An 18,477-nucleotide genomic window follows, 5' to 3' on the forward strand; every position below is an offset into this window, starting at 1 on the left:
AATGCCGTTATTTCCGGAACTTATGGTAAAAAAACGCGCTTATCACAGGCTGATTTCAGTATAAAGTTGAGACAAGATCTTGAAATTCAGACTGCAAAGGAGGATTTATATGAAACTGTTAGCGATTACATCATGTCCGAACGGCATTGCCCATACGTATATGGCTGCTGAAAATTTACAAAAAGCAGCCGGCAGATTAGGCGTTGAGATCAAAGTGGAAACCCAGGGCGGAATCGGGGTGGAAAATAGGCTGACCGAAGAGGAAATCCGGGAAGCGGACGCAATCATTATCGCGGCGGACCGTTCGGTGAACAAAGACCGATTCGCGGGAAAAAAGCTGCTGGCCGTCGGGGTTCAGGAAGGCATCCGCAAACCGGAAGAATTAATTCAAAAAGCGCTTAGCGGTGAAGTGCCGGTCTATCAATCTGCTTCAAAAGCTGAATCCGCAAGTCAGCAGGGCAAAAAACAAAACCCGATTTACCGTCATTTAATGAACGGCGTTTCTTTTATGGTTCCTTTCATTGTCGTCGGCGGATTATTGATAGCGGTTGCATTGACGCTTGGAGGAGAAAAAACACCAAAGGGCTTAGTCATTCCGGACGAGTCTTTTTGGAAAACGATTGAACAGATCGGCAGTGCTTCTTTTTCATTCATGATCCCGATTTTAGCCGGGTACATCGCGTTCAGCATCGCTGATAAGCCGGGTCTTGTCCCCGGAATGATCGGCGGATATATTGCGGCATCCGGCAGCTTTTACGACAGTGCAAGCGGCGCAGGATTTCTTGGAGGAATCATTGCGGGATTTTTGGCGGGATATGCGGCGCTTGGAATCAAAAAATGTAAAGTTCCTAAAGCAATACAGCCGATTATGCCGATCATTATTATTCCGGTGTTTGCCTCACTGATCGTCGGTTTGGCGTTTGTATTTCTGATCGGCGCCCCCGTCGCTCATATTTTCGCATCATTAACGGTTTGGCTTGCGGGAATGAAAGGTTCGAGCTCAATTCTCCTGGCATTGATTTTAGGAGCGATGATCTCCTTTGATATGGGAGGACCCGTAAACAAGGTGGCCTTTCTTTTCGGATCGGCAATGATCGGAGAAGGAAATTATGAAATTATGGGCCCGATTGCCGTTTCCATTTGTATACCGCCGATAGGGCTTGGGATTGCGACGTTTTTAGGAAAAAGAAAATTCGCCGCCGCAGAAAGAGAAATGGGAAAAGCATCATTTACGATGGGCCTTTTCGGTATCACGGAAGGAGCCATTCCATTTGCGGCCCAAGACCCCCTTCGAGTGATCCCGAGTATTATGGCGGGTTCTATGACCGGCTCGGTGATAGCAATGATCGGCCATGTGGGGGACAGAGTGGCACACGGCGGCCCCATCGTTGCTGTACTTGGAGCAGTAGATCATGTACTGATGTTTTTTATCGCTGTAACAGCAGGCTCTCTTGTCACCGCTCTGTTGGTTAATGTACTGAAGAAAGATATGGCGAAATCCCCCGCGCCCGGCGAGGTGCTGCCGTCTGCTGCACCAAATGAAGCTGCAGCGGCAAAAGAAACAAAGGAACCATCTCAGGCTGACAGCCGAAAAGCCGGGATGACCGAAATCAAAAAACTGACTGACATTATCAGTACGGACTTGATTGAACCGCATTTATCCGGCGAAACGAGGGATGACATTATCGATGAAATGATCGAGAAAATGTCCCGTCAAGGTATGCTGCTGTCTGACAGCGGATTTAAGCAGGCCATTTTGAGCCGGGAACAGCAGGGAACCACGGCGATAGGTATGAATATCGCCATTCCGCACGGAAAGTCTGAAGCCGTCAAAACGCCGGGTGTCGCATTCGGAATAAGACGTTCGGGTGTTGACTGGAACAGCCTTGATGGTTCTGATGCAAAACTGATTTTTATGATTGCCGTACCGAAGGAAAGCGGCGGAAATCAGCATCTGAAAATATTGCAGATGTTATCCCGAAAACTGATGGATGACAGCTATCGGGAAAGGCTGCTCTCCGTTCAGACAAAAGAAGAGGCGTATGAGCTTCTGGAAGAAATCGAATAAAGCGGGGGATGATCATGTCTACTGAACCGATATTTTTCAATCCGGTTTTCAAAGAAAGAATTTGGGGAGGCGCCGCCCTGCGTGATTTTCACTATAATATTCCGTCCGAGCGGACAGGGGAGTGCTGGGCCTTCGCCGCTCATCAAAATGGACAGAGCACAGTTCGAAACGGCATGTATAAAGGATGTACGCTCGGTGAATTGTGGGAGCATCACAGAGATTTATTCGGAAACCTTGAAGGAGACCGTTTTCCTCTTCTTACAAAAATTTTGGATGCGGACCAAGACCTGTCCGTTCAGGTGCATCCGAATGATGACTTTGCCAAAATGCATGAAAACGGGGAACTTGGAAAAACCGAATGCTGGTATATCATTGATTGTGCAAAAGAGGCGGAGATCATTTTCGGCCACAACGCAACTACAAAAGAAGAACTGATATCCATGATTGAGCGCGGAGAATGGGACGGGCTCCTGAACAGAGTTAAGGTAAAGCCGGGAGATTTCTTCTTTGTTCCAAGCGGCACTGTTCACGCGATTGGAAAGAGCACACTTATTTTAGAGACGCAGCAAAATTCAGATACGACTTACAGATTGTATGACTACGGAAGAAAAGATGCGGACGGCAGGATGCGCGAGCTCCATTTGGAAAAAAGTATAGAAGTGATAGACGTTCCATCTGTCCGTGAACGGCCGACCGTTCACTATAAACAAACAGATGATCTGCTTGCGGCTGTTTTAATAGAATGTCCTTATTTTTCAGTCGAAAAGTGGGATGTAAAAGGTGAAGCAAATCTATTCCAGCATCAGCCCTTCCTTCTTGTCAGCGTGATCGAAGGAGACGGAATAATGATTGCAGGCGGGCATGAATATCCCTTTAGAAAAGGAGATCATATTCTCCTGCCTTCCGGTTTGGGAGAATATAAACTGGCCGGCCATGCAAATTGTATTGTGTCTCATCTGTGATCCTCAAAACCCTTCTCTAGCATCAGAGAAGGGTTTTTCATTATTTTTACAAAAAGGACGAAATTTCCAGTGTATCAGTGTTTTCGTTCCTGAACTTATTCTCTCAATTTGTATATCTCCCGAGCCATCGATTCAAGTATGTACATAGCGGGGATTTGGGTGGTGACATTCGCATTTTCAACCCATTCTTCCGTCACGTAATATGAAATATTCACATCGGACATTTTGGCAATGGTTGAATGTTTATGATTTGTAATACTGATGACCCGGCTGCCTTCTTGTTTCAGCTGATTCAGATGAGTCACCGTAGAATCTCCTTCACCTGAAACCGATAATGCGATCGTGATGCTGTTATGACGGAAATGGGAATGGGCCGGAAAGTAAGGATCTTTAATATACATTGAAAGTTTCCCTAAGCACGAAAAATATCTGGCTCCGTATTCGGCGAGGATTCCTGAACTTCCCACTCCGATAAAAATGACGCTTTCTGCATCGGCCGCAAGGGCTGCTGCTTCCTTCAGCTTTTCTTCCATGCCTCCGCTTACTGTTCTTTCAAAAAATTCGGCAACGGAATGATGAGGACTCTTTAAAATCGTTTTTTTATTTGCCTCCGTATACATTTTCAGCTTCACCTTAAACTCCGAAAACCCTTCACAGTTTATTTTTTTGCAGAAACGTAAAATAGAAGCCGTCGATACATGGGTTTCATTTGCCAATTCACGGATTCGCATATAGACGACTTTCTCGCTGTTTTGGGAGATGTAGTTGTATAAAGAAGTTTCAAGCTCATTAAATGAAGCAATCATTTCGTGTGTGAACATGCAGGGGGATTCTCCTTTTTATGAGAATGGTGAATGTACATCTAATCGTAACATATCATTTTTAAAAGAAACATAGTGTTATATTGATGTGACAAATCACTTTTTGTGTCATTCAAAACAAGACGTCATCCAATGATTTACGGCACGGAACACCTGTGGATATAATTCGTTCATACGCTTTATGCATGATCTCTTCAAGGGTCTCTGACAAAAGCGGCCGAAAAAAGGAGGACAATATGAGTATCAAACTGATAGCGGTTGATATGGACGGAACGTTTTTGAATGATGAAATGGCATATAACAAAGAGCGTTTTATGAATCAGTATCGTGAATTAAAAGCGCGAGGAATTAAATTTGCCGTAGCAAGCGGAAACCAATATGCGCAGCTTACATCCTTCTTTCCGGAAATCAAAAGTGAAATCGCTTTCGTTGCCGAGAATGGCGCTTTCGTCGTGAATGCCGGAGAAGAATTATTCGCGGGTAACATGTCTGAAGACACTATAAAAGCAGTAATCCGTGCTTTAGAGCAGTATGAGGTGAAAAACGTCATTGTCTGCGGAAAAAAAAGCGCGTATATTCATGAAAATGCCAGTGAAGATGAATATCTGCATGCCAGTAAGTATTATTATGTGTTAAAAAGGGTGCCGCATTTTGAAAACATCGATGATCACATTTTTAAATTTTCCATCAGCTTTCCCGCCGAACATTGTTCCGTACTTCTGAGCCATTTGAAAAACACCATCGGGTCTTTCGTCACGCCTGTATCAAGCGGGCACGGTGACATAGATCTGATCATACCGGGGCTTCATAAAGCAAGCGGGATTAAGCTTCTCCAGAAACAATGGGGGATAAATGATGAAGAATGCGCGGCCTTCGGAGACAGCGGCAATGATCTGGAGATGGTGTCCGCCGTGAAATACGGGATCGCCATGGATAGTGCGCAGGAAAGCATTAAACAGGCTGCCGCGCATATCACGCAATCAAACAATGAAGAAGGGGTCTTAAATGCGATTGATTCCATCCTCAAATGTGAAAAACCCTTTGTCTGAAAAAGACATTTTAACTGCGGAGGTGCTGAACGATGATTAAATTAGTGATTACGGATTTAGACGGCACATTTTTAAATAATCAAGGCGATTTTGACAGAACGTTATTTGAAAAGACAAAACGAGTAATGGAGGAACAGCATGTCGCTTTCGCCCTCTGCACCGGGAAGCAGTGTGAAAGGGTCGAAGCTTTATTCGGAGAAGACGCGAAAGATTTTTGGATTTTAGGAGACAGTGCCACACGTATAAAAAAGAACGGCACATTCGTATATGAATCTTTGATCAGCAATGAAGCGGGACTGTCAATTATAGGCGCTTTAGAAAAAATCAGCTGCGGGCATAGCATTATCGCATGCACAAAAAATGGCGCGATCGTAAAAGAAAATCTGTCTGAAAGTGAGATGAAATATGTAAATGCCTCTTATGCACATGTAACGAAAATAACTGATTTTACTGAGATAAAGGACGATTTTATCAAGATTACGGTTCATGACCCCGACGCCAACTGTCCGGAAACGAGAGAAAAGCTGCATGAATTTTTTCACCAATTATATATCGTAGCATCAGAGGATACCTGGATGGACATATCAAATATCGGAATACATAAAGGAACAACAGTACAAGAACTGCAGCGATTATTAGGGGTTTCGGCTGATGAAACAATGGCGTTCGGAGACGGCCGCAATGACAAAGAATTGATGGAAGCGGCATCCTACAGCTTTGCGGTTAAGAATGCCATTGACGAAATAAAAGATGCAGCGCACTTTGTCATCAAATCAAATGAGGAAAGCAGCGTCATGCACACGATTATGAGAATATTAGCGCTGCAAAAACAATGATGGGCTAAAATCAATGCGGCAGGATTACTAGGGAAAGAAAAAGCGGGCTATCCTCAGACTTTAATTCCCTCCTGATTTCCCCGAAATATGTTAAAAGTGAATAAAACGGTGTAATATCAAGATGAAAAAAATCACTTCATATCAGACAAAAAGCAGGAACTGCCTCGTTTTGAAATTGGGAGGTGTTTGTATTAGCCCGCTGTTGAGTCCCGCGTATATCATTCTCATTTTTCTTCCGGCAGCTTCTTTTCTGTTAGGGATATTAGGGTATTTCATCTTTAAAAAAGTATGGATGATGGTTGTTATTGTATTCATTTTGTCCTTGATATTCATGTTTATTGTAATAGGTGCCGAGCCGACATTTTTCATTTGGGTAGCTATGATGACGGGGAGCTGTTTTATCTCCGGTTCAATCACTAAGACGATATGGACTTTTGCAAAGCGAAAATATTAGACAGAAGAATCCTGTTTGAACAGCTATCCTTTTTTGTCGATTGAAGAAAAAGAAGTATAGAGTTATCCGTTATGTTCTTATATTTTGTCTGTTGTTGTCAGATCGGGCTTTCTGTTAAAAATGTCTGTCTATCGTTTTGTTCTTTTTTAACTAAGCGGAGCACTATAATTGAACTGTAGATACATAGAAAAACAAAAAAGGATAAGGAGGATTTTTATGTTTCAAACCTTAGACCATTTTTTGAAATCTTGGGAGTTCGAAGCCGATGCGACACAGAAACTGCTGAATCATCTGACTGATGAATCACTTAAACAAGAAATCACTTCACAACATTGGACTTTAGGCCGTATTGCATGGCATACTGTCGCGGCCATTCACATCATTACCTCGAACACAGATTTAACGTTCCACGCTCCGGCTGAAGATTATCCTGTTCCTGCATCGGCGCGGTTTATTGCTGAGAGTTATCATCAAGCCAGTAATGCATTTGTACAGGCGTTAAAAACGCAATGGACTGACGATACACTTCAAGAATGTGTCAACTTTATTGGTCAGCAATTGCCAAATGGTTCACTTTTGCTATTTTTAATTCAACATCAAAACCATCATCGAGGACAAATGACTGTCCTTATGAGACAAGCAGGTTTACCTGTTCCGGGTATTTACGGACCGGCAAAAGAGGAATGGACAACATTCGGTTTGGAAGCTCCGAAATAGGATATTGTTGTAAGGGCTCGAATGAATAGATGATACCAATCGATGTTGGTATCTTTTTTGTTTTAGTCTTAGAGTTATTAAACCGGTATCCATGACATGCAGACGAAACAACAGTTCAAAAGACATAAAGTAAGGTCAATAAATGCAGAAAGGTGATTATGATGATAACGAAAATGACGCGATTCAATATGAAAGACTTCAATAAACCAAACGAACCTTTCGTTGTTCCAGGGAGAATCATCCCTTCATTTGAGGACAATGTTTGGACATATACAGAGGAGAAATTTGCTGAACCTTATGTCAAAAAATATGACGATGAAGACATTGATGTCAGTTATATTGAAGAAGAGGATAAAGCTGTCTTTTTTTATTACGCAGAGAACGACTGTGTCGGCCGGAGTAAGCTTCGTTCTAATTGGAATGGATACGCACTGATTGAAGACATTGCCGTTGCAAAAGATTATAGGAAAAATGGTGTCGGGACGGCTTTATTACATAAAGCGGTTGAGTGGGCAAAGGAGAATCATTTATGCGGTCTTATGCTTGAAACACAAGATATTAATGTTTCAGCTTGTCATTTTTATGCCAAAAATAACTTTGTCATAGGAGCGGTCGATACAATGCTTTATTCTAATTTTTCAACAGCAAATGAAATTGCGGTTTTTTGGTACTGTAAATTTTAAATATAACAGTATTTGATGTTTCGTCATTTAGCGGGTGTGTGTCGCAAAGTATTCAAAACATCGGCTTGAGGATTTATAATAAGGTATATCAATCAATGCAGGGGGAGTTATGTATGAAGTGCAAAAAAATGAACAGGGTCCAATTAAAAGAGGGAAGCGTATCAACGGCCCTATAAACTGCGTCTGCCCTCATTAATGGAGGGAAAGTTGTGAATACGTCTTATTCACAGTCAGCTTTACGGCACAACCAAGTGTTCATTTGGCTTTGTGTTCTGTCATTTTTCAGCGTATTAAATGAAATGGTTTTGAACGTCTCATTACCTGATATCGCCAACGATTTTCATAAACTGCCAGCGAGTGCAAACTGGGTGAACACGGCCTTTATGTTAACCTTTTCCATCGGAACTGCTCTGTATGGGAAGTTATCAGATCAGCTGGGCATTAAAAAGCTGCTTCTATTTGGAATTATGGTAAATGGCTTCGGGTCGATCATTGGATTTGTCGGACACTCTTTCTTTCCTGTACTCATTCTGGCCCGATTTATTCAAGGGGCTGGTGCAGCCGCATTCCCGGCTCTTGTGATGGTTGCAGTAGTACGCTATATTCTGAAAGAAAACAGGGGTAAAGCATTTGGTCTGATCGGGTCGCTGGTGGCAATGGGGGAAGGCGCCGGACCAGCTATTGGCGGAATGATCGCTCATTATATTCACTGGTCATATTTGCTGCTTATTCCGACAGCAACAGTTATCACCGTTCCATTCCTGATGAAACTGCTGGAAAAGGAAGAAAGAATCAGCGGGCGCTTTGATATCGCGGGGATTATATTAATGTCTGCAGGCATCGTATTTTTTCTGCTGTTTACAACGTCATATAGACTATCTTTTCTGATCATCAGTATTCTGGCTTTCCTGATATTTGTGAAACATATTAGGAAAACTCAAGATCCCTTTGTTGACCCTGCACTGGGGAAAAATGTCTTGTTTATGATGGGCGCCCTTTGCGGAGGCCTGATATTCGGCACTGCTGCAGGATTTGTGTCTATGGTTCCTTATATGATGAAAGATGTTCACCATTTAAGTACTGCGGCAATTGGAAGCGGGGTTATGTTCCCCGGGACGATGAGCGTCATCATCTTCGGTTACATTGGAGGATGGCTTGTTGATCGGAAAGGTTCTTTATATGTGCTGACCATTGGGATTGCATTGATGTCTTCCAGCTTTTTAATCGCTGCCTTTTTTATAGATGCGACACCATGGCTCATGACCGTTATCATCGTTTTTGTTTTTGGGGGGCTCTCCTTCACAAAAACGGTTATATCTACAATTGTGTCTGGCAGTTTGAAACAAAAGGAAGCAGGCGCCGGAATGAGTCTGCTTAATTTTACAAGCTTTTTATCAGAGGGAACGGGTATTTCGATTGCAGGCGGTTTATTATCGGTCCGCTTGCTGAATCAAAGGCTGCTGCCTGTTAACGCTGATCATTCCGCTTATTTGTACAGTAATATGCTCATTCTTTTTGCAGGAATCGTTGTTATGAGCTGGCTGGTAACCATGAATGTCTATAAACGTTCGCAAAGAAATGACTAAAAAGGGAAAAGGATCAAACTTGATAAAAGTTTTGATCCTTTTTTTGAGGAGCTTCCTTATTCCGAAACCTTTTGTCGATCAATGAAAGGGGAGTTAAAGTGAATTACATTTATAAGAAAAAGGAAAAGAAAAATGGAAATTGTATCATTTCAATCAGAGATAAATGGGAGAATGCACTTATTGAGTTTGAACAAAATAATAATCAAATTGAGATCGTGATCAATTATCGTAACGAGAAAACAACCAAGTTTTCACTGCCAATCGAGACTTTTGAGAAAGTGTATGAGGATATTAAAATAGGCCGGAGAGAAAGTTAATCATTCTGTTTGAAAATGACCATGATGTTCGTAAGCAGTATGGTTTTAACACGCATCTGGATTCCCCTGGCAAAGTAAAGGTTTTTGGGGATTTATATTAAAATAATAGTAAGAACCTTGTGCAGCGGACAGGGAGTTTCGTTGCTTTATAAGGAGAGGGAACTATGAAAAAAAATATTCACATACTGGGAGCCTCCGGAGTCGGAACTTCAACATTGGGTGTTGCATTATCAAAGCATTTGCCTCATACGCATCTTGATACTGATGATTACTATTGGACAGATAAATTCACTAAGAAAAGAGAAATTCCTGAAAGAAGAAAGTTGCTTGAAAAAGACTTGACAATAAATGAGAAATGGATTCTTTCTGGCGCAGTGTGCGGCTGGGGCGATGATCTAAAAAGTTATTTTGACCTTGTCATCTTCTTATGGATTCCGCAGGATATACGGCTTGAGAGATTAAGGCATAGGGAATTTCACCGTTATGGAAACGAAGTGTTAGACGGCGGCAGTAAATATGAACAATCAAAAACATTTTTAGAGTGGGCTTCTTTATATGATAATGCCGGAATGGAAGTTAGAAGCAAAGCTTTACACGAACATTGGATGGCAGATTTATCTTGTCCATTGTTAAAAATTGAAGGAGATTACTCAGTCAATGAAAGAGTTGATCGTGTCTTGGATTATCTGAATTCTAATTAAACTAACGATGGAGATAACTGCAAAATCCAAAAGTCAAAGACGGTTCCGGCCATTTTAACGGAGCTGTTTTTTTTATACCGCTTTCAGTTTCTCTGTTGTGAAGTGATTTATTTTCGGCAGCATCCTACAATAGAGAAGTGATTTGTTCCTCGTTAAGTTCTCCGTTGGAGTATTTCTCTAAAATTCGTTTAAATCGTTCATCACCTAATTAATTATTTCTTTGTTTATTTTTATTCTCCATTTCATTTTCAGACCGAATTAAAGCCCCCTCATAACGAGAAGGGCTTTCCGCCTTTTAATACTTTCTCCTCAAAAAGAAGGGGAAGGCTTTATCCGTTTATCCCTCGTATCGTTTATTAATTAACTCTGTAAACATGGGACATTTACAATAATAGAAGTATACTTATGTTTGTGAAAATAATTATTGACATAAATATATTTTTAGAATTTTTTCGATCCAAACAATTATCTTTAAAAAGTTACCGGCAACTTTCTGCCGCATATCGCAGTGTTCGATTGTTTAGTCCTTCTTTTTCATAATCTTTACAAATCTGAAAAAGTCATCATCATCCGGCAGGGGCTTGTCATCTTCGCGTCCATTGCGATGCATATGCGGATCAGAGTGATGTTCATTGTAGAACTCTACGATATGGAATCCGCACTTATTCACATAGAAGTTGATATTTCGCTTTTCAAAATAAGGTGTCACGGTTTCCCAAAGCACAGTATCCGGATACTGTGCTTCTATGGCTTTCCAAGCAGAAAGACCAATCCCCTGGCTGTGATATTCTGGAGATACATAGAATAAATCTAGCGAATTATGATGTGTTTCGTTGTTGATACGTACTACTGCACCACCGACCTTCTTACCATCCCGAAGAATATGATATACGACTGCTCCGGGAGCGTCGAAAGACTCTTGAACATCATTGTCCGATGGAATCGGTCCGCCTTCGCAATCACCGAACGTTTCAATCACGGCGATCGCAAAGGCTTCTTGTAATTTTTTTTGGAATTCTGGCAGATCAGATTCCTTTGCTGGTTCCAGAATAACTTTTGGTTCCTTTTTTGTTTTCATGATTGCTCACTCCTTCATTTGCTGAAATATCGAATTCAGTCGTTCGGTAAAATATTCTAGCTGTTCTGCCGCTTTTTCTTCCGCGGTAAATTTGGCGTTAAAATACTTCAAAAGCTTTCTCCTGTCTTTTTGTATGATGTCTTTTTCTTTGTTTCCTTAGAAAACAAGCTGCATGTAACCCTTATTTACTATTGTTCACTGCCGTATTAAGTGTGGTACGCGGGATTTGCCATCATTCTCAAACTTTTCCTGCGAAAAGTTGCAAAAATAGTCGAATGTGGCGCCTTTGACTATGAACATGCGTAAAAGATTCAATTTAGATTCGGTCATGAGCAATGCACATTGAGTAAACTCTGGTGAATTTATTAGCCCAAAGAAGCCTAAATGATATAAAAATAACTAGTATATATATCAAATCTGTCCGTTTAATGCCCGCTTCTCAACAACTAATTTGAAGTCATGCAATCTGTGCAAGGGGGTTATTTCTGAATAGATTTTTCCGAATGCAGCGGAGTCGCTTTGGGACTCCCGTTTACTTTGCCGTACGTCAGCTTGCGCCATATCAATTCCATCGGACCGTACTTAAATCGTTTCAACCACAATGTACTAAAGCTCATAAGCACGAAGTACACGGCCAGACTGAACATGAACGTGCCGGCGGATTGAATATGATCCGCAAGCCCGAATCCGTACCGGAGGAACAGAACTGTTCCAATGATAGAGTGAAGCAGATAACAGGTCAATGACATCCGTCCGACTTTGGTGAATATCATCATAGGGCTTCGCAGCTGAGGAACGTACAGAAACAGCATTGCAAAAGTGCTCATATAAAACATACTTCCGGTTAAGCCGCCATTTTGACCCAAGACAGAGGAAATGTCCTTCCACAGCATATTCTCAGAAAGATTAAACATGTCTAGTAATATACTGCTTTGTGTTATTAGAAAAGCGATTGTGCTAATGATCCAGATACGCTTCCATATGAACTTTTTCGCTTCCATGTCTTTGAAAAATTCCATCTTAACAAAGTACACGCCCAGCAGAAACATGAGAAACATGGAATAGATCATAGAGAAAGAGCCAGCCGCCATCGTGACCATATCTGTCCACCGAGTGCTGATGGATTCCATGTAAGTAAGGGTTGTGTGGCTAAACAAAGTAAACTCTGAAAAATTCGGGTTTTTTGACCCTGCAGTATTGATGACATTGTACAACATTGTGAAAACAGGGGTCAGGAATTGAAACACGATAAGTGCGATAATCCATCTAAGCACCGTTTTGGCCGTGCGTTTATAGAAGGCGAGTAACAGGAAGCCGCTTACGGCGTAAAAGGTCAATATGTCACCGACCCAAACAAATGTGATGTGCAAAATGCCAAATCCCAACAGGATAGATAACCTACGGGCAAACAGCTTGTTGGGACTATCTACCTTCTGCGCGGCTCGATCCATAAAGATCATAAACCCAACTCCGAACAAGAAGGAGAATAATGTAACGAATTTCCCTTCGGCAAACCAGGAAACCAGATTGTGCAGGACGTCATCGGAGGCCATTTCGAATCCCTTTACTGAATCTACGATCAGAAAATAGTTGACAATAATAATGCCAAGCAAGGCAAATCCACGTACGATGTCCAGAAAATGAACCCGTTCCCGCAGACTCACTGGTTGCCCGCGTCCTTCTTTTTGTACAATCATATCAATACTCCTTTCCCATTTACCATTGCAATGTGCAGTGCGGATCTGAAAAACTTGAGCCTTACAATGGATAAATATAAAGACAGAATCTTAACAATTTATGAAGGTTCATCATTTTTTTAGAAAATGTGACAAAATTGTGGCGGACATCAGCTTTCATAAACTGTTAAGATTTCCGTAGTATCTTATAACGTACGTTACTTATGAATGATATATAGTAAGGTGACAGAAATAACATCAAGAATCATGAGGTGAAAGAGGCATGACCCATCGAATATTAGTCGTAGAGGATGACCATGATATTGGTGATCTTTTGGAGGAGTCCCTTATGCGAGCAGGCTACGAGGTGCTAAGAGCCAAGGATGGAAAACGAGCATTGCAACTTGTGAATGATTCGCTTGATTTGGTTATTTTGGATATTATGATGCCAGGCATTTCGGGAATCGAAACCTGTCAGCACATCAGGGAAACCTCTAACGTCCCGATTCTGTTTCTGACGGCCAGATCGAGTACACTCGATAAAACTGAGGGATTACTCGCCGGCGGCGATGATTATATGACTAAACCCTTCTCGGAAGAGGAACTTCACGCCAGAGTGATTGCTCAATTACGCAGATATACAATCTATCAGGAAAAGAAGGAACAGGAAGAAACATTTCTTATCGGGGGCAAACTGAGAGTGAGCGAAGAATTTAATGAGGTTTGGAAAGAGGAGCAGCAAATCAAGCTGTCAGATCTGGAATATCGTATCCTGAAACTGCTGATGAGCAAACGCAACAAAATATTTTCTGCTCAAAATATATATGAGAGTGTGTGGGGACAGCCTTACTTTTACTGTTCCAACAATACGGTGATGGTGCATATTCGGAAGCTGCGCTCCAAAATTGAGGATGATCCGGCACGTCCGGTTTATATAAAAACTGAATGGGGAAGAGGATATCGATTTGGCGCATCGTAAATTTACGCTAACCAAAAAACTGGCTTTGCTGATCATGGTTGCTGCGATTGTGAGCGGTGTGATCTTTCTGACGTTGCAAAAGATCACAGATGATCTGATCGAGGGATACCTGAGTTCGGATGAGTATTACCACAAGGAGTCAGCGAGATACATTCAAAAATTCAGTCAGTACGTTTCAGAAAATGAGTTGTCTACATCGGATAGAAAAGCGTTTGGCGAGTGGGTCAAAAAAGAAAATTATATTAACCTCACCATATTCAAGGATCAGGAGCTGCAATATGATTCCGTTTATTCTGAATCGGATTATGGAAAGGAAAAGCTGACTCAGTATGCTCAAAATCATTCACATCCGGTCAAGTTCAGCGATGGTGAAGGACGAGTCATTATCGACGGTTTCTACTCTTCCCGATATTATGATCTGGCCTTTACTTTGGATTTGCTCGGTGCAACCCTCATCTTTTTAATCATTGTTCTCTTGGGCATTCGCCAAAGTCTTCGCTACCTTAAAACGCTTCACCAAGAGATTCATATTCTTGAAGGGGGCCAGCTGGACTACGAGATGACGATAAAAGGGCATGATGAATTAGCGATGATTGCAAAGAGCATTGAGGATCTGCGGAAAGCTTTCCTGGATAAACTTAAAGCTATCGAGGAATTGCAAGCTGAGAGCCGCAGCCTGGTTACCGAAATGTCGCACGATATGCGCACACCGCTGACGTCGCTGATCATGAATCTGGAGTTTGCCAAAAAAGAGGGAGGCGAAGCGGGTTCCAACAAAGATCGGTATGTAGCCAATGCTTATGGTAAAGCACTGCAATTAAAAAGCTTGTCTGACAATCTGTTTGCGTATTTCCTGCTGGACAAGGAATATGAGGCCGATCTGGAGACCGTTGCAGTGAAAGAAGTGATCTACGATCTAATATCAGATCAGATTGCTATCCTTCATCAGGAGCATTTCCGGGTCCATATTTCAGGCGAGCTGCCGGAAACCTATATTAACGTGAATTTGGAGGAGCTTGGGCGTGTATTTGATAATGTGTTGTCAAACTTATTTAAATACGCAGATCCGGAAGAAGAAATCAGCATCACGTTTATATCGGATCAAGAAATATTTGAGATTCATGTTAGCAATACGATTAAACTTGCGGATGTAACACCGGACAGCAACGGACTCGGTGAAAGAAGCATTGCGCGAATGATGTCCCGCATGCAGGGGCAGTTTCACAGTATACAAAAGAATTCCAAGTACTGCATCGTGCTGCGATTTTGGAACAGAAAGATGTAGGCTGCGAATCAAAACGACGAAAATATTGTAATAGGAGACAACAAGATGAGATTTTCCAACAATTTTAAAAAGGCGCCTTACCTGTTACAAGCGCTTCTCAATGTCTGTCTGTTCTTCCTGACGATAGCCTTAAGCGGACTTCTGATCAGCGAGACATGGTACATCGTGCAATTCGTATACAAGTCACTGTTCAACAAAGTGGACAGCTATTATGAGATGCTTGGGGAACTGCTTATATTCTTCATGTACTTTGAGTTCATTGCTTTGATTATCAAATACTTCAAATCAGACTTTCATTTCCCGCTTCGCTACTTTATTTATATTGGCATCACGGCTGTCATTCGTTTGATTATCATCGATCATGATCAGGCGATCTCAACGTTCTGGTGGGCGATGGCCATTCTTGCAATGATTTGTGCATTCTTTATTGTCAATAGACGAAATTCTGTTGTTGAACATTAATAAATTAGTTCACTTTATACCGATACGCCACTAAAATGTCCCTAATTGTGAATGAGAGCTGGAACAGAATAAAAAAATTGATATCGGTACTTGTCCCAAGGACATGACATGAACTGTCTGGAAATGAGATTGCTTCTTTATTTTACAAGGAAGAGATTAAAATTCTTAATAAATAATGATTAGTCGAATTTCATTGACAGACAGTATGGATCAAGTAGCATCTTACCTTTTACTCACTTTGTTGATGCAGACAGTGCTTCAAATGTTGGTTTCAAAATGGCAGGGGATCAAGTTGGGGCTAAAGGAAGGGAAGAACCCTTCCTTTTTTACTTGGACAGACTGAAAACAGTGCCCTTTTTCTGGTCAAAATGAATATAAAATGATGTAAATGAGCGGAAGGTGTCCGTAAGTAATCATTGTAAAAGAAATAACTATGTCCTATACGAACTGTAAAATCTCCCGTTCTTGTTTATACATCCAAGCATGGGTGAGAAATTTCATGACTTCTTAAAATCGTAATTTGTCTTGAGAATTCGTAGCGGATTTTGCTAATTGACGCATCCAAATAAAGTGTCGGATCAAATAAAAAGCAGTTATAAGGGCAATCATTAATAAAATCCATATGGATGAGAAAGAAAGGATAATCAAAAAGCTGATAATAAGCATTAATGATAAACTCTTTGAAAACTTACCAGGTAGCAGTTTATATGCAGACAAAATACCGCAAATCGCATTACTAATAAAGAAAGCATTTGCTATGCCGACAATTTGTTCAACATTAATGAAGTTTATAAATAAAAGAATAAAAACGATTGTATGAATTATTGTTAATAAGCCTAGGGCTCCAATTGGTATGTTTGTTTTGGAGCGGAAAGAAATCAAGGTTGTTTTTTTATTCTCTGAGGCTATTAGACGTGATACTCCGCCAGTAACCAATAAATATGTGCTCATACATAATATTGTTGTGATGAAAGCCATTGTCGGTGAAGCAAACGTTCCAAGCAATGGAGTTAAAATAATCGTTAATGAGTGTGTGTGATGTAAATCAATCCATTGATAAGAAGCAGCTACAACGATACAAACCGTTGTGATGACCACCGAGCTTATTACTATTGCTTGGGGAATCGTTCTTTTTCTGTTTTTGACATCCAAACTATAATTACCTATAATTTCCCAACCTACTAGAGCCCAAAAAAGTAATAGAATACTATAACCAAAATCATCAAGATGAAATGGTGTTTTAATAAAAGCTTTATCCCTCATAAAGGGAATTGAACTAATTCCGCCACTTAACAATACTGCTGTGGCAACTGTGGAGAACATAAATGACACTTTTCCTACAGAAGAGATATTCAATAATAGAACGAATAAACAAATCATCATCAGAATGATTCCATATGTCTCTAGCGGCCAACCATTACTTTTGAACAAAGCCTTTAGGTATTGACTGGCTGTCATGAGAACGGCAACTGGCCCCACACTGCCCGCAATAATAAAAAATACAGAAGTTAATTGTTTTATATGTTGTCCAAATGCAAGTTCGACTGTATGCGCAACACCAGATTCATTCGGAAATAAAACACTCAATTTTCCAAACAATGAAGCAAATAGAAAACTAATGATCATCATTATAAACCATGCTAGTATGGCATAATCTCCAGTCTTACCATAAATGATTGGTGGAAGCAATATAATTCCCGATCCTAAAATAGGACCAACAATTAATCCGCTTAAAAGTACGGGGCCGAGTTTTCTTTCTCTCACTTTCCATTCCATCCTTTCCTAAACGTGTTTTATGATCATATTCTAATTGTAATTTGTTTCCTTTCATCGGTAAAATAGATATATATGAACTGTTCCATCGGAATTAGTGATGTTCAAAGGGGGGGAGACATGATGGAAATACGGCACTTAAAAACATTTATAACAATTGTGGAAAAGGGAGGATTTACAAAGGCAGCTGAATATTTGGGTTATGCCCAATCGACTATAACTTCACATATTAAAGATATTGAGCAAGAAATAGGAAAACCGTTATTTAATCGTTTTGGGAAGAAAATGCTGTTAACTGAAGCGGGGGAACTTTTGTTTCCTTATGCAAACGAAATGATCAGGATATCTGAAAAAGTAAAACAAATACAATCAAACGATGAACCGATGGGGACTCTCGTTATTGGTGCTCCGGAATCTTTAACGGTTTACCGTTTACCTCCGATTATTCACGAATTCAAAAAGCTCTTTCCTAAAGTGAAAATAACATTAAAATCATCGACATGCTGGGAATTAAAAAATGATCTCCGAAATGGGAAGGTGGATTTAGCGTTTCTTTTGGAGCACGAACAAGAGGAAGCTGATTTATATATAGAAAAATTGATAACTGAACCAATGATATTGATATTCCCTAAAAAGCATAGGCTGCAAAATACTCCATTTGATGATTTTTATTTTTCATCTGATGAAGTGATTTTATATACAGAACATGGGTGCAGCTACCGTACTTACTTTGAAGAGTATATGAAACACCAAGGACCGGTTTCGGAGAATACCTTTGAATTCTGGAGTGTTGAGGCAATTAAGCAGTGTGTGATGTGCGGATTAGGAATTTCGTTATTACCGTTGATCACTGTACAAAAAGAGTTGAAAGAAAACAAATTAAGTGGATTGATTTTGAATGAAACACGTATTTTAACGCAGATGGCTTATCATAAAAAAAGATGGCTTTCCTTAGCGATGGCTGAATTTATAAATATCGTAAAAAAACATGCGGAATTATGGAAAAGAACTCAGACTTTATAGTCGATGT

19 protein-coding genes and 1 pseudogene are annotated in these 18,477 nt (G+C 40.7%); 15 read left to right on the forward strand and 5 right to left on the reverse strand.

From position 1 onward, the window contains the following. Window positions 1-109 precede the first annotated feature (109 nt). On the forward strand, window positions 110-2,068 hold the full coding sequence (locus tag AR442_RS06060) for a fructose-specific PTS transporter subunit EIIC (RefSeq protein WP_014418450.1): 1,959 nt from the start codon (window positions 110-112) through the stop codon (window positions 2,066-2,068). 14 nt (window positions 2,069-2,082) lie between these two features. After that, window positions 2,083-3,030 carry a mannose-6-phosphate isomerase, class I gene (manA, locus tag AR442_RS06065; protein ID WP_014418449.1) on the forward strand — a complete coding sequence of 316 codons (948 nt, stop codon included), beginning with the start codon at window positions 2,083-2,085 and terminating at the stop codon, window positions 3,028-3,030. A 95-nt stretch (window positions 3,031-3,125) separates the two neighbouring features. Here the strand turns inward: manA and AR442_RS06070 are convergent, their stop codons facing one another. Further along, the gene (locus AR442_RS06070; RefSeq protein ID WP_007612737.1) at window positions 3,126-3,851 is read right to left on the reverse strand and encodes a MurR/RpiR family transcriptional regulator; all 726 of its coding nucleotides are present in this window, start codon (window positions 3,849-3,851) and stop codon (window positions 3,126-3,128) included. Window positions 3,852-4,087: 236 nt separating this feature from the next. On the opposite strand from AR442_RS06070, the gene AR442_RS06075 reads away from it, so the two are divergent. From AR442_RS06075 to AR442_RS06110, 9 genes are all read left to right on the forward strand, one after another. Continuing rightward, a complete protein-coding gene (locus AR442_RS06075) occupies window positions 4,088-4,900 on the forward strand; it encodes a Cof-type HAD-IIB family hydrolase (RefSeq protein WP_014418448.1) in 813 nt (270 codons plus the stop codon). Between the two features lie 32 nt (window positions 4,901-4,932). Continuing rightward, window positions 4,933-5,736, forward strand: coding sequence for an HAD-IIB family hydrolase (locus AR442_RS06080; RefSeq protein ID WP_014418447.1), 804 nt, complete (start codon window positions 4,933-4,935; stop codon window positions 5,734-5,736). Window positions 5,737-5,857: 121 nt separating this feature from the next. Then, window positions 5,858-6,190 (forward strand): DUF2651 family protein, encoded by a 333-nt coding sequence (locus AR442_RS06085; RefSeq protein WP_014418446.1) that lies wholly within the window; start codon window positions 5,858-5,860, stop codon window positions 6,188-6,190. Between the two features lie 216 nt (window positions 6,191-6,406). Next, on the forward strand, window positions 6,407-6,907 hold the full coding sequence (locus AR442_RS06090; RefSeq protein ID WP_014418445.1) for a DinB family protein: 501 nt from the start codon (window positions 6,407-6,409) through the stop codon (window positions 6,905-6,907). 161 nt (window positions 6,908-7,068) lie between these two features. Then, on the forward strand, window positions 7,069-7,590 hold the full coding sequence (gene satA / locus AR442_RS06095; protein ID WP_014418444.1) for a streptothricin N-acetyltransferase SatA: 522 nt from the start codon (window positions 7,069-7,071) through the stop codon (window positions 7,588-7,590). A gap of 113 nt (window positions 7,591-7,703) precedes the next feature. Continuing rightward, window positions 7,704-7,766: a tetracycline resistance efflux system leader peptide gene (locus tag AR442_RS21075; protein WP_368073677.1), complete on the forward strand. Its 63-nt coding sequence runs from the start codon at window positions 7,704-7,706 to the stop codon at window positions 7,764-7,766. A gap of 33 nt (window positions 7,767-7,799) precedes the next feature. Next, a complete protein-coding gene (gene tet / locus AR442_RS06100) occupies window positions 7,800-9,176 on the forward strand; it encodes a Tet(L)/Tet(K)/Tet(45) family tetracycline efflux MFS transporter (RefSeq protein WP_014418443.1) in 1,377 nt (458 codons plus the stop codon). 98 nt (window positions 9,177-9,274) lie between these two features. Further along, window positions 9,275-9,493, forward strand: coding sequence for a hypothetical protein (locus AR442_RS21035; RefSeq protein WP_014721544.1), 219 nt, complete (start codon window positions 9,275-9,277; stop codon window positions 9,491-9,493). A 164-nt stretch (window positions 9,494-9,657) separates the two neighbouring features. Next, window positions 9,658-10,194 (forward strand): ATP-binding protein, encoded by a 537-nt coding sequence (locus AR442_RS06110; protein ID WP_029973393.1) that lies wholly within the window; start codon window positions 9,658-9,660, stop codon window positions 10,192-10,194. Between the two features lie 520 nt (window positions 10,195-10,714). Here the strand turns inward: AR442_RS06110 and AR442_RS06115 are convergent. The 3 genes and pseudogenes from AR442_RS06115 to AR442_RS06120 all read right to left on the reverse strand — a co-directional run bounded on the left by AR442_RS06115 (window position 10,715) and on the right by AR442_RS06120 (window position 12,969). Beyond that, complete coding sequence (locus tag AR442_RS06115; protein ID WP_014418440.1) at window positions 10,715-11,272, reverse strand: GNAT family N-acetyltransferase; 558 nt, start codon at window positions 11,270-11,272, stop codon at window positions 10,715-10,717. Window positions 11,273-11,588: 316 nt separating this feature from the next. After that, window positions 11,589-11,833: pseudogene (locus AR442_RS20445) on the reverse strand (hypothetical protein). Then, entirely contained in the window at window positions 11,752-12,969 is a 1,218-nt protein-coding gene (locus tag AR442_RS06120; RefSeq protein ID WP_014418439.1) for a DUF418 domain-containing protein, read from the reverse strand. Before AR442_RS06120 ends, AR442_RS20445 begins: the two are co-directional and overlap by 82 nt. A 262-nt stretch (window positions 12,970-13,231) precedes the next feature. On the opposite strand from AR442_RS06120, the gene yrkP reads away from it, so the two are divergent. From yrkP to psiE, 3 genes are read left to right on the forward strand one after another with little or no spacing between them, the layout of a single operon-like run. Beyond that, entirely contained in the window at window positions 13,232-13,927 is a 696-nt protein-coding gene (yrkP, locus tag AR442_RS06125) for a two-component response regulator YrkP (protein WP_014418438.1), read from the forward strand. Then, window positions 13,914-15,212, forward strand: coding sequence for a two-component system sensor histidine kinase YrkQ (gene yrkQ, locus AR442_RS06130; protein ID WP_014418437.1), 1,299 nt, complete (start codon window positions 13,914-13,916; stop codon window positions 15,210-15,212). The genes yrkP and yrkQ overlap by 14 nt, the downstream gene beginning before the upstream one ends. 45 nt (window positions 15,213-15,257) lie before the next feature. Continuing rightward, window positions 15,258-15,674 (forward strand): phosphate-starvation-inducible protein PsiE, encoded by a 417-nt coding sequence (gene psiE, locus AR442_RS06135; RefSeq protein WP_014418436.1) that lies wholly within the window; start codon window positions 15,258-15,260, stop codon window positions 15,672-15,674. Between the two features lie 507 nt (window positions 15,675-16,181). Here psiE and AR442_RS06140 read toward each other — a convergent pair. Further along, on the reverse strand, window positions 16,182-17,438 hold the full coding sequence (locus AR442_RS06140; RefSeq protein WP_040221781.1) for an APC family permease: 1,257 nt from the start codon (window positions 17,436-17,438) through the stop codon (window positions 16,182-16,184). A 132-nt stretch (window positions 17,439-17,570) separates the two neighbouring features. Between AR442_RS06140 and AR442_RS06145 the strand changes: the two genes are divergently transcribed. Continuing rightward, on the forward strand, window positions 17,571-18,470 hold the full coding sequence (locus AR442_RS06145; RefSeq protein WP_032863558.1) for a LysR family transcriptional regulator: 900 nt from the start codon (window positions 17,571-17,573) through the stop codon (window positions 18,468-18,470). Window positions 18,471-18,477 lie beyond the last annotated feature (7 nt).

The organism is Bacillus velezensis (assembly GCF_001461825.1).
Taxonomy (GTDB): domain Bacteria; phylum Bacillota; class Bacilli; order Bacillales; family Bacillaceae; genus Bacillus; species Bacillus velezensis.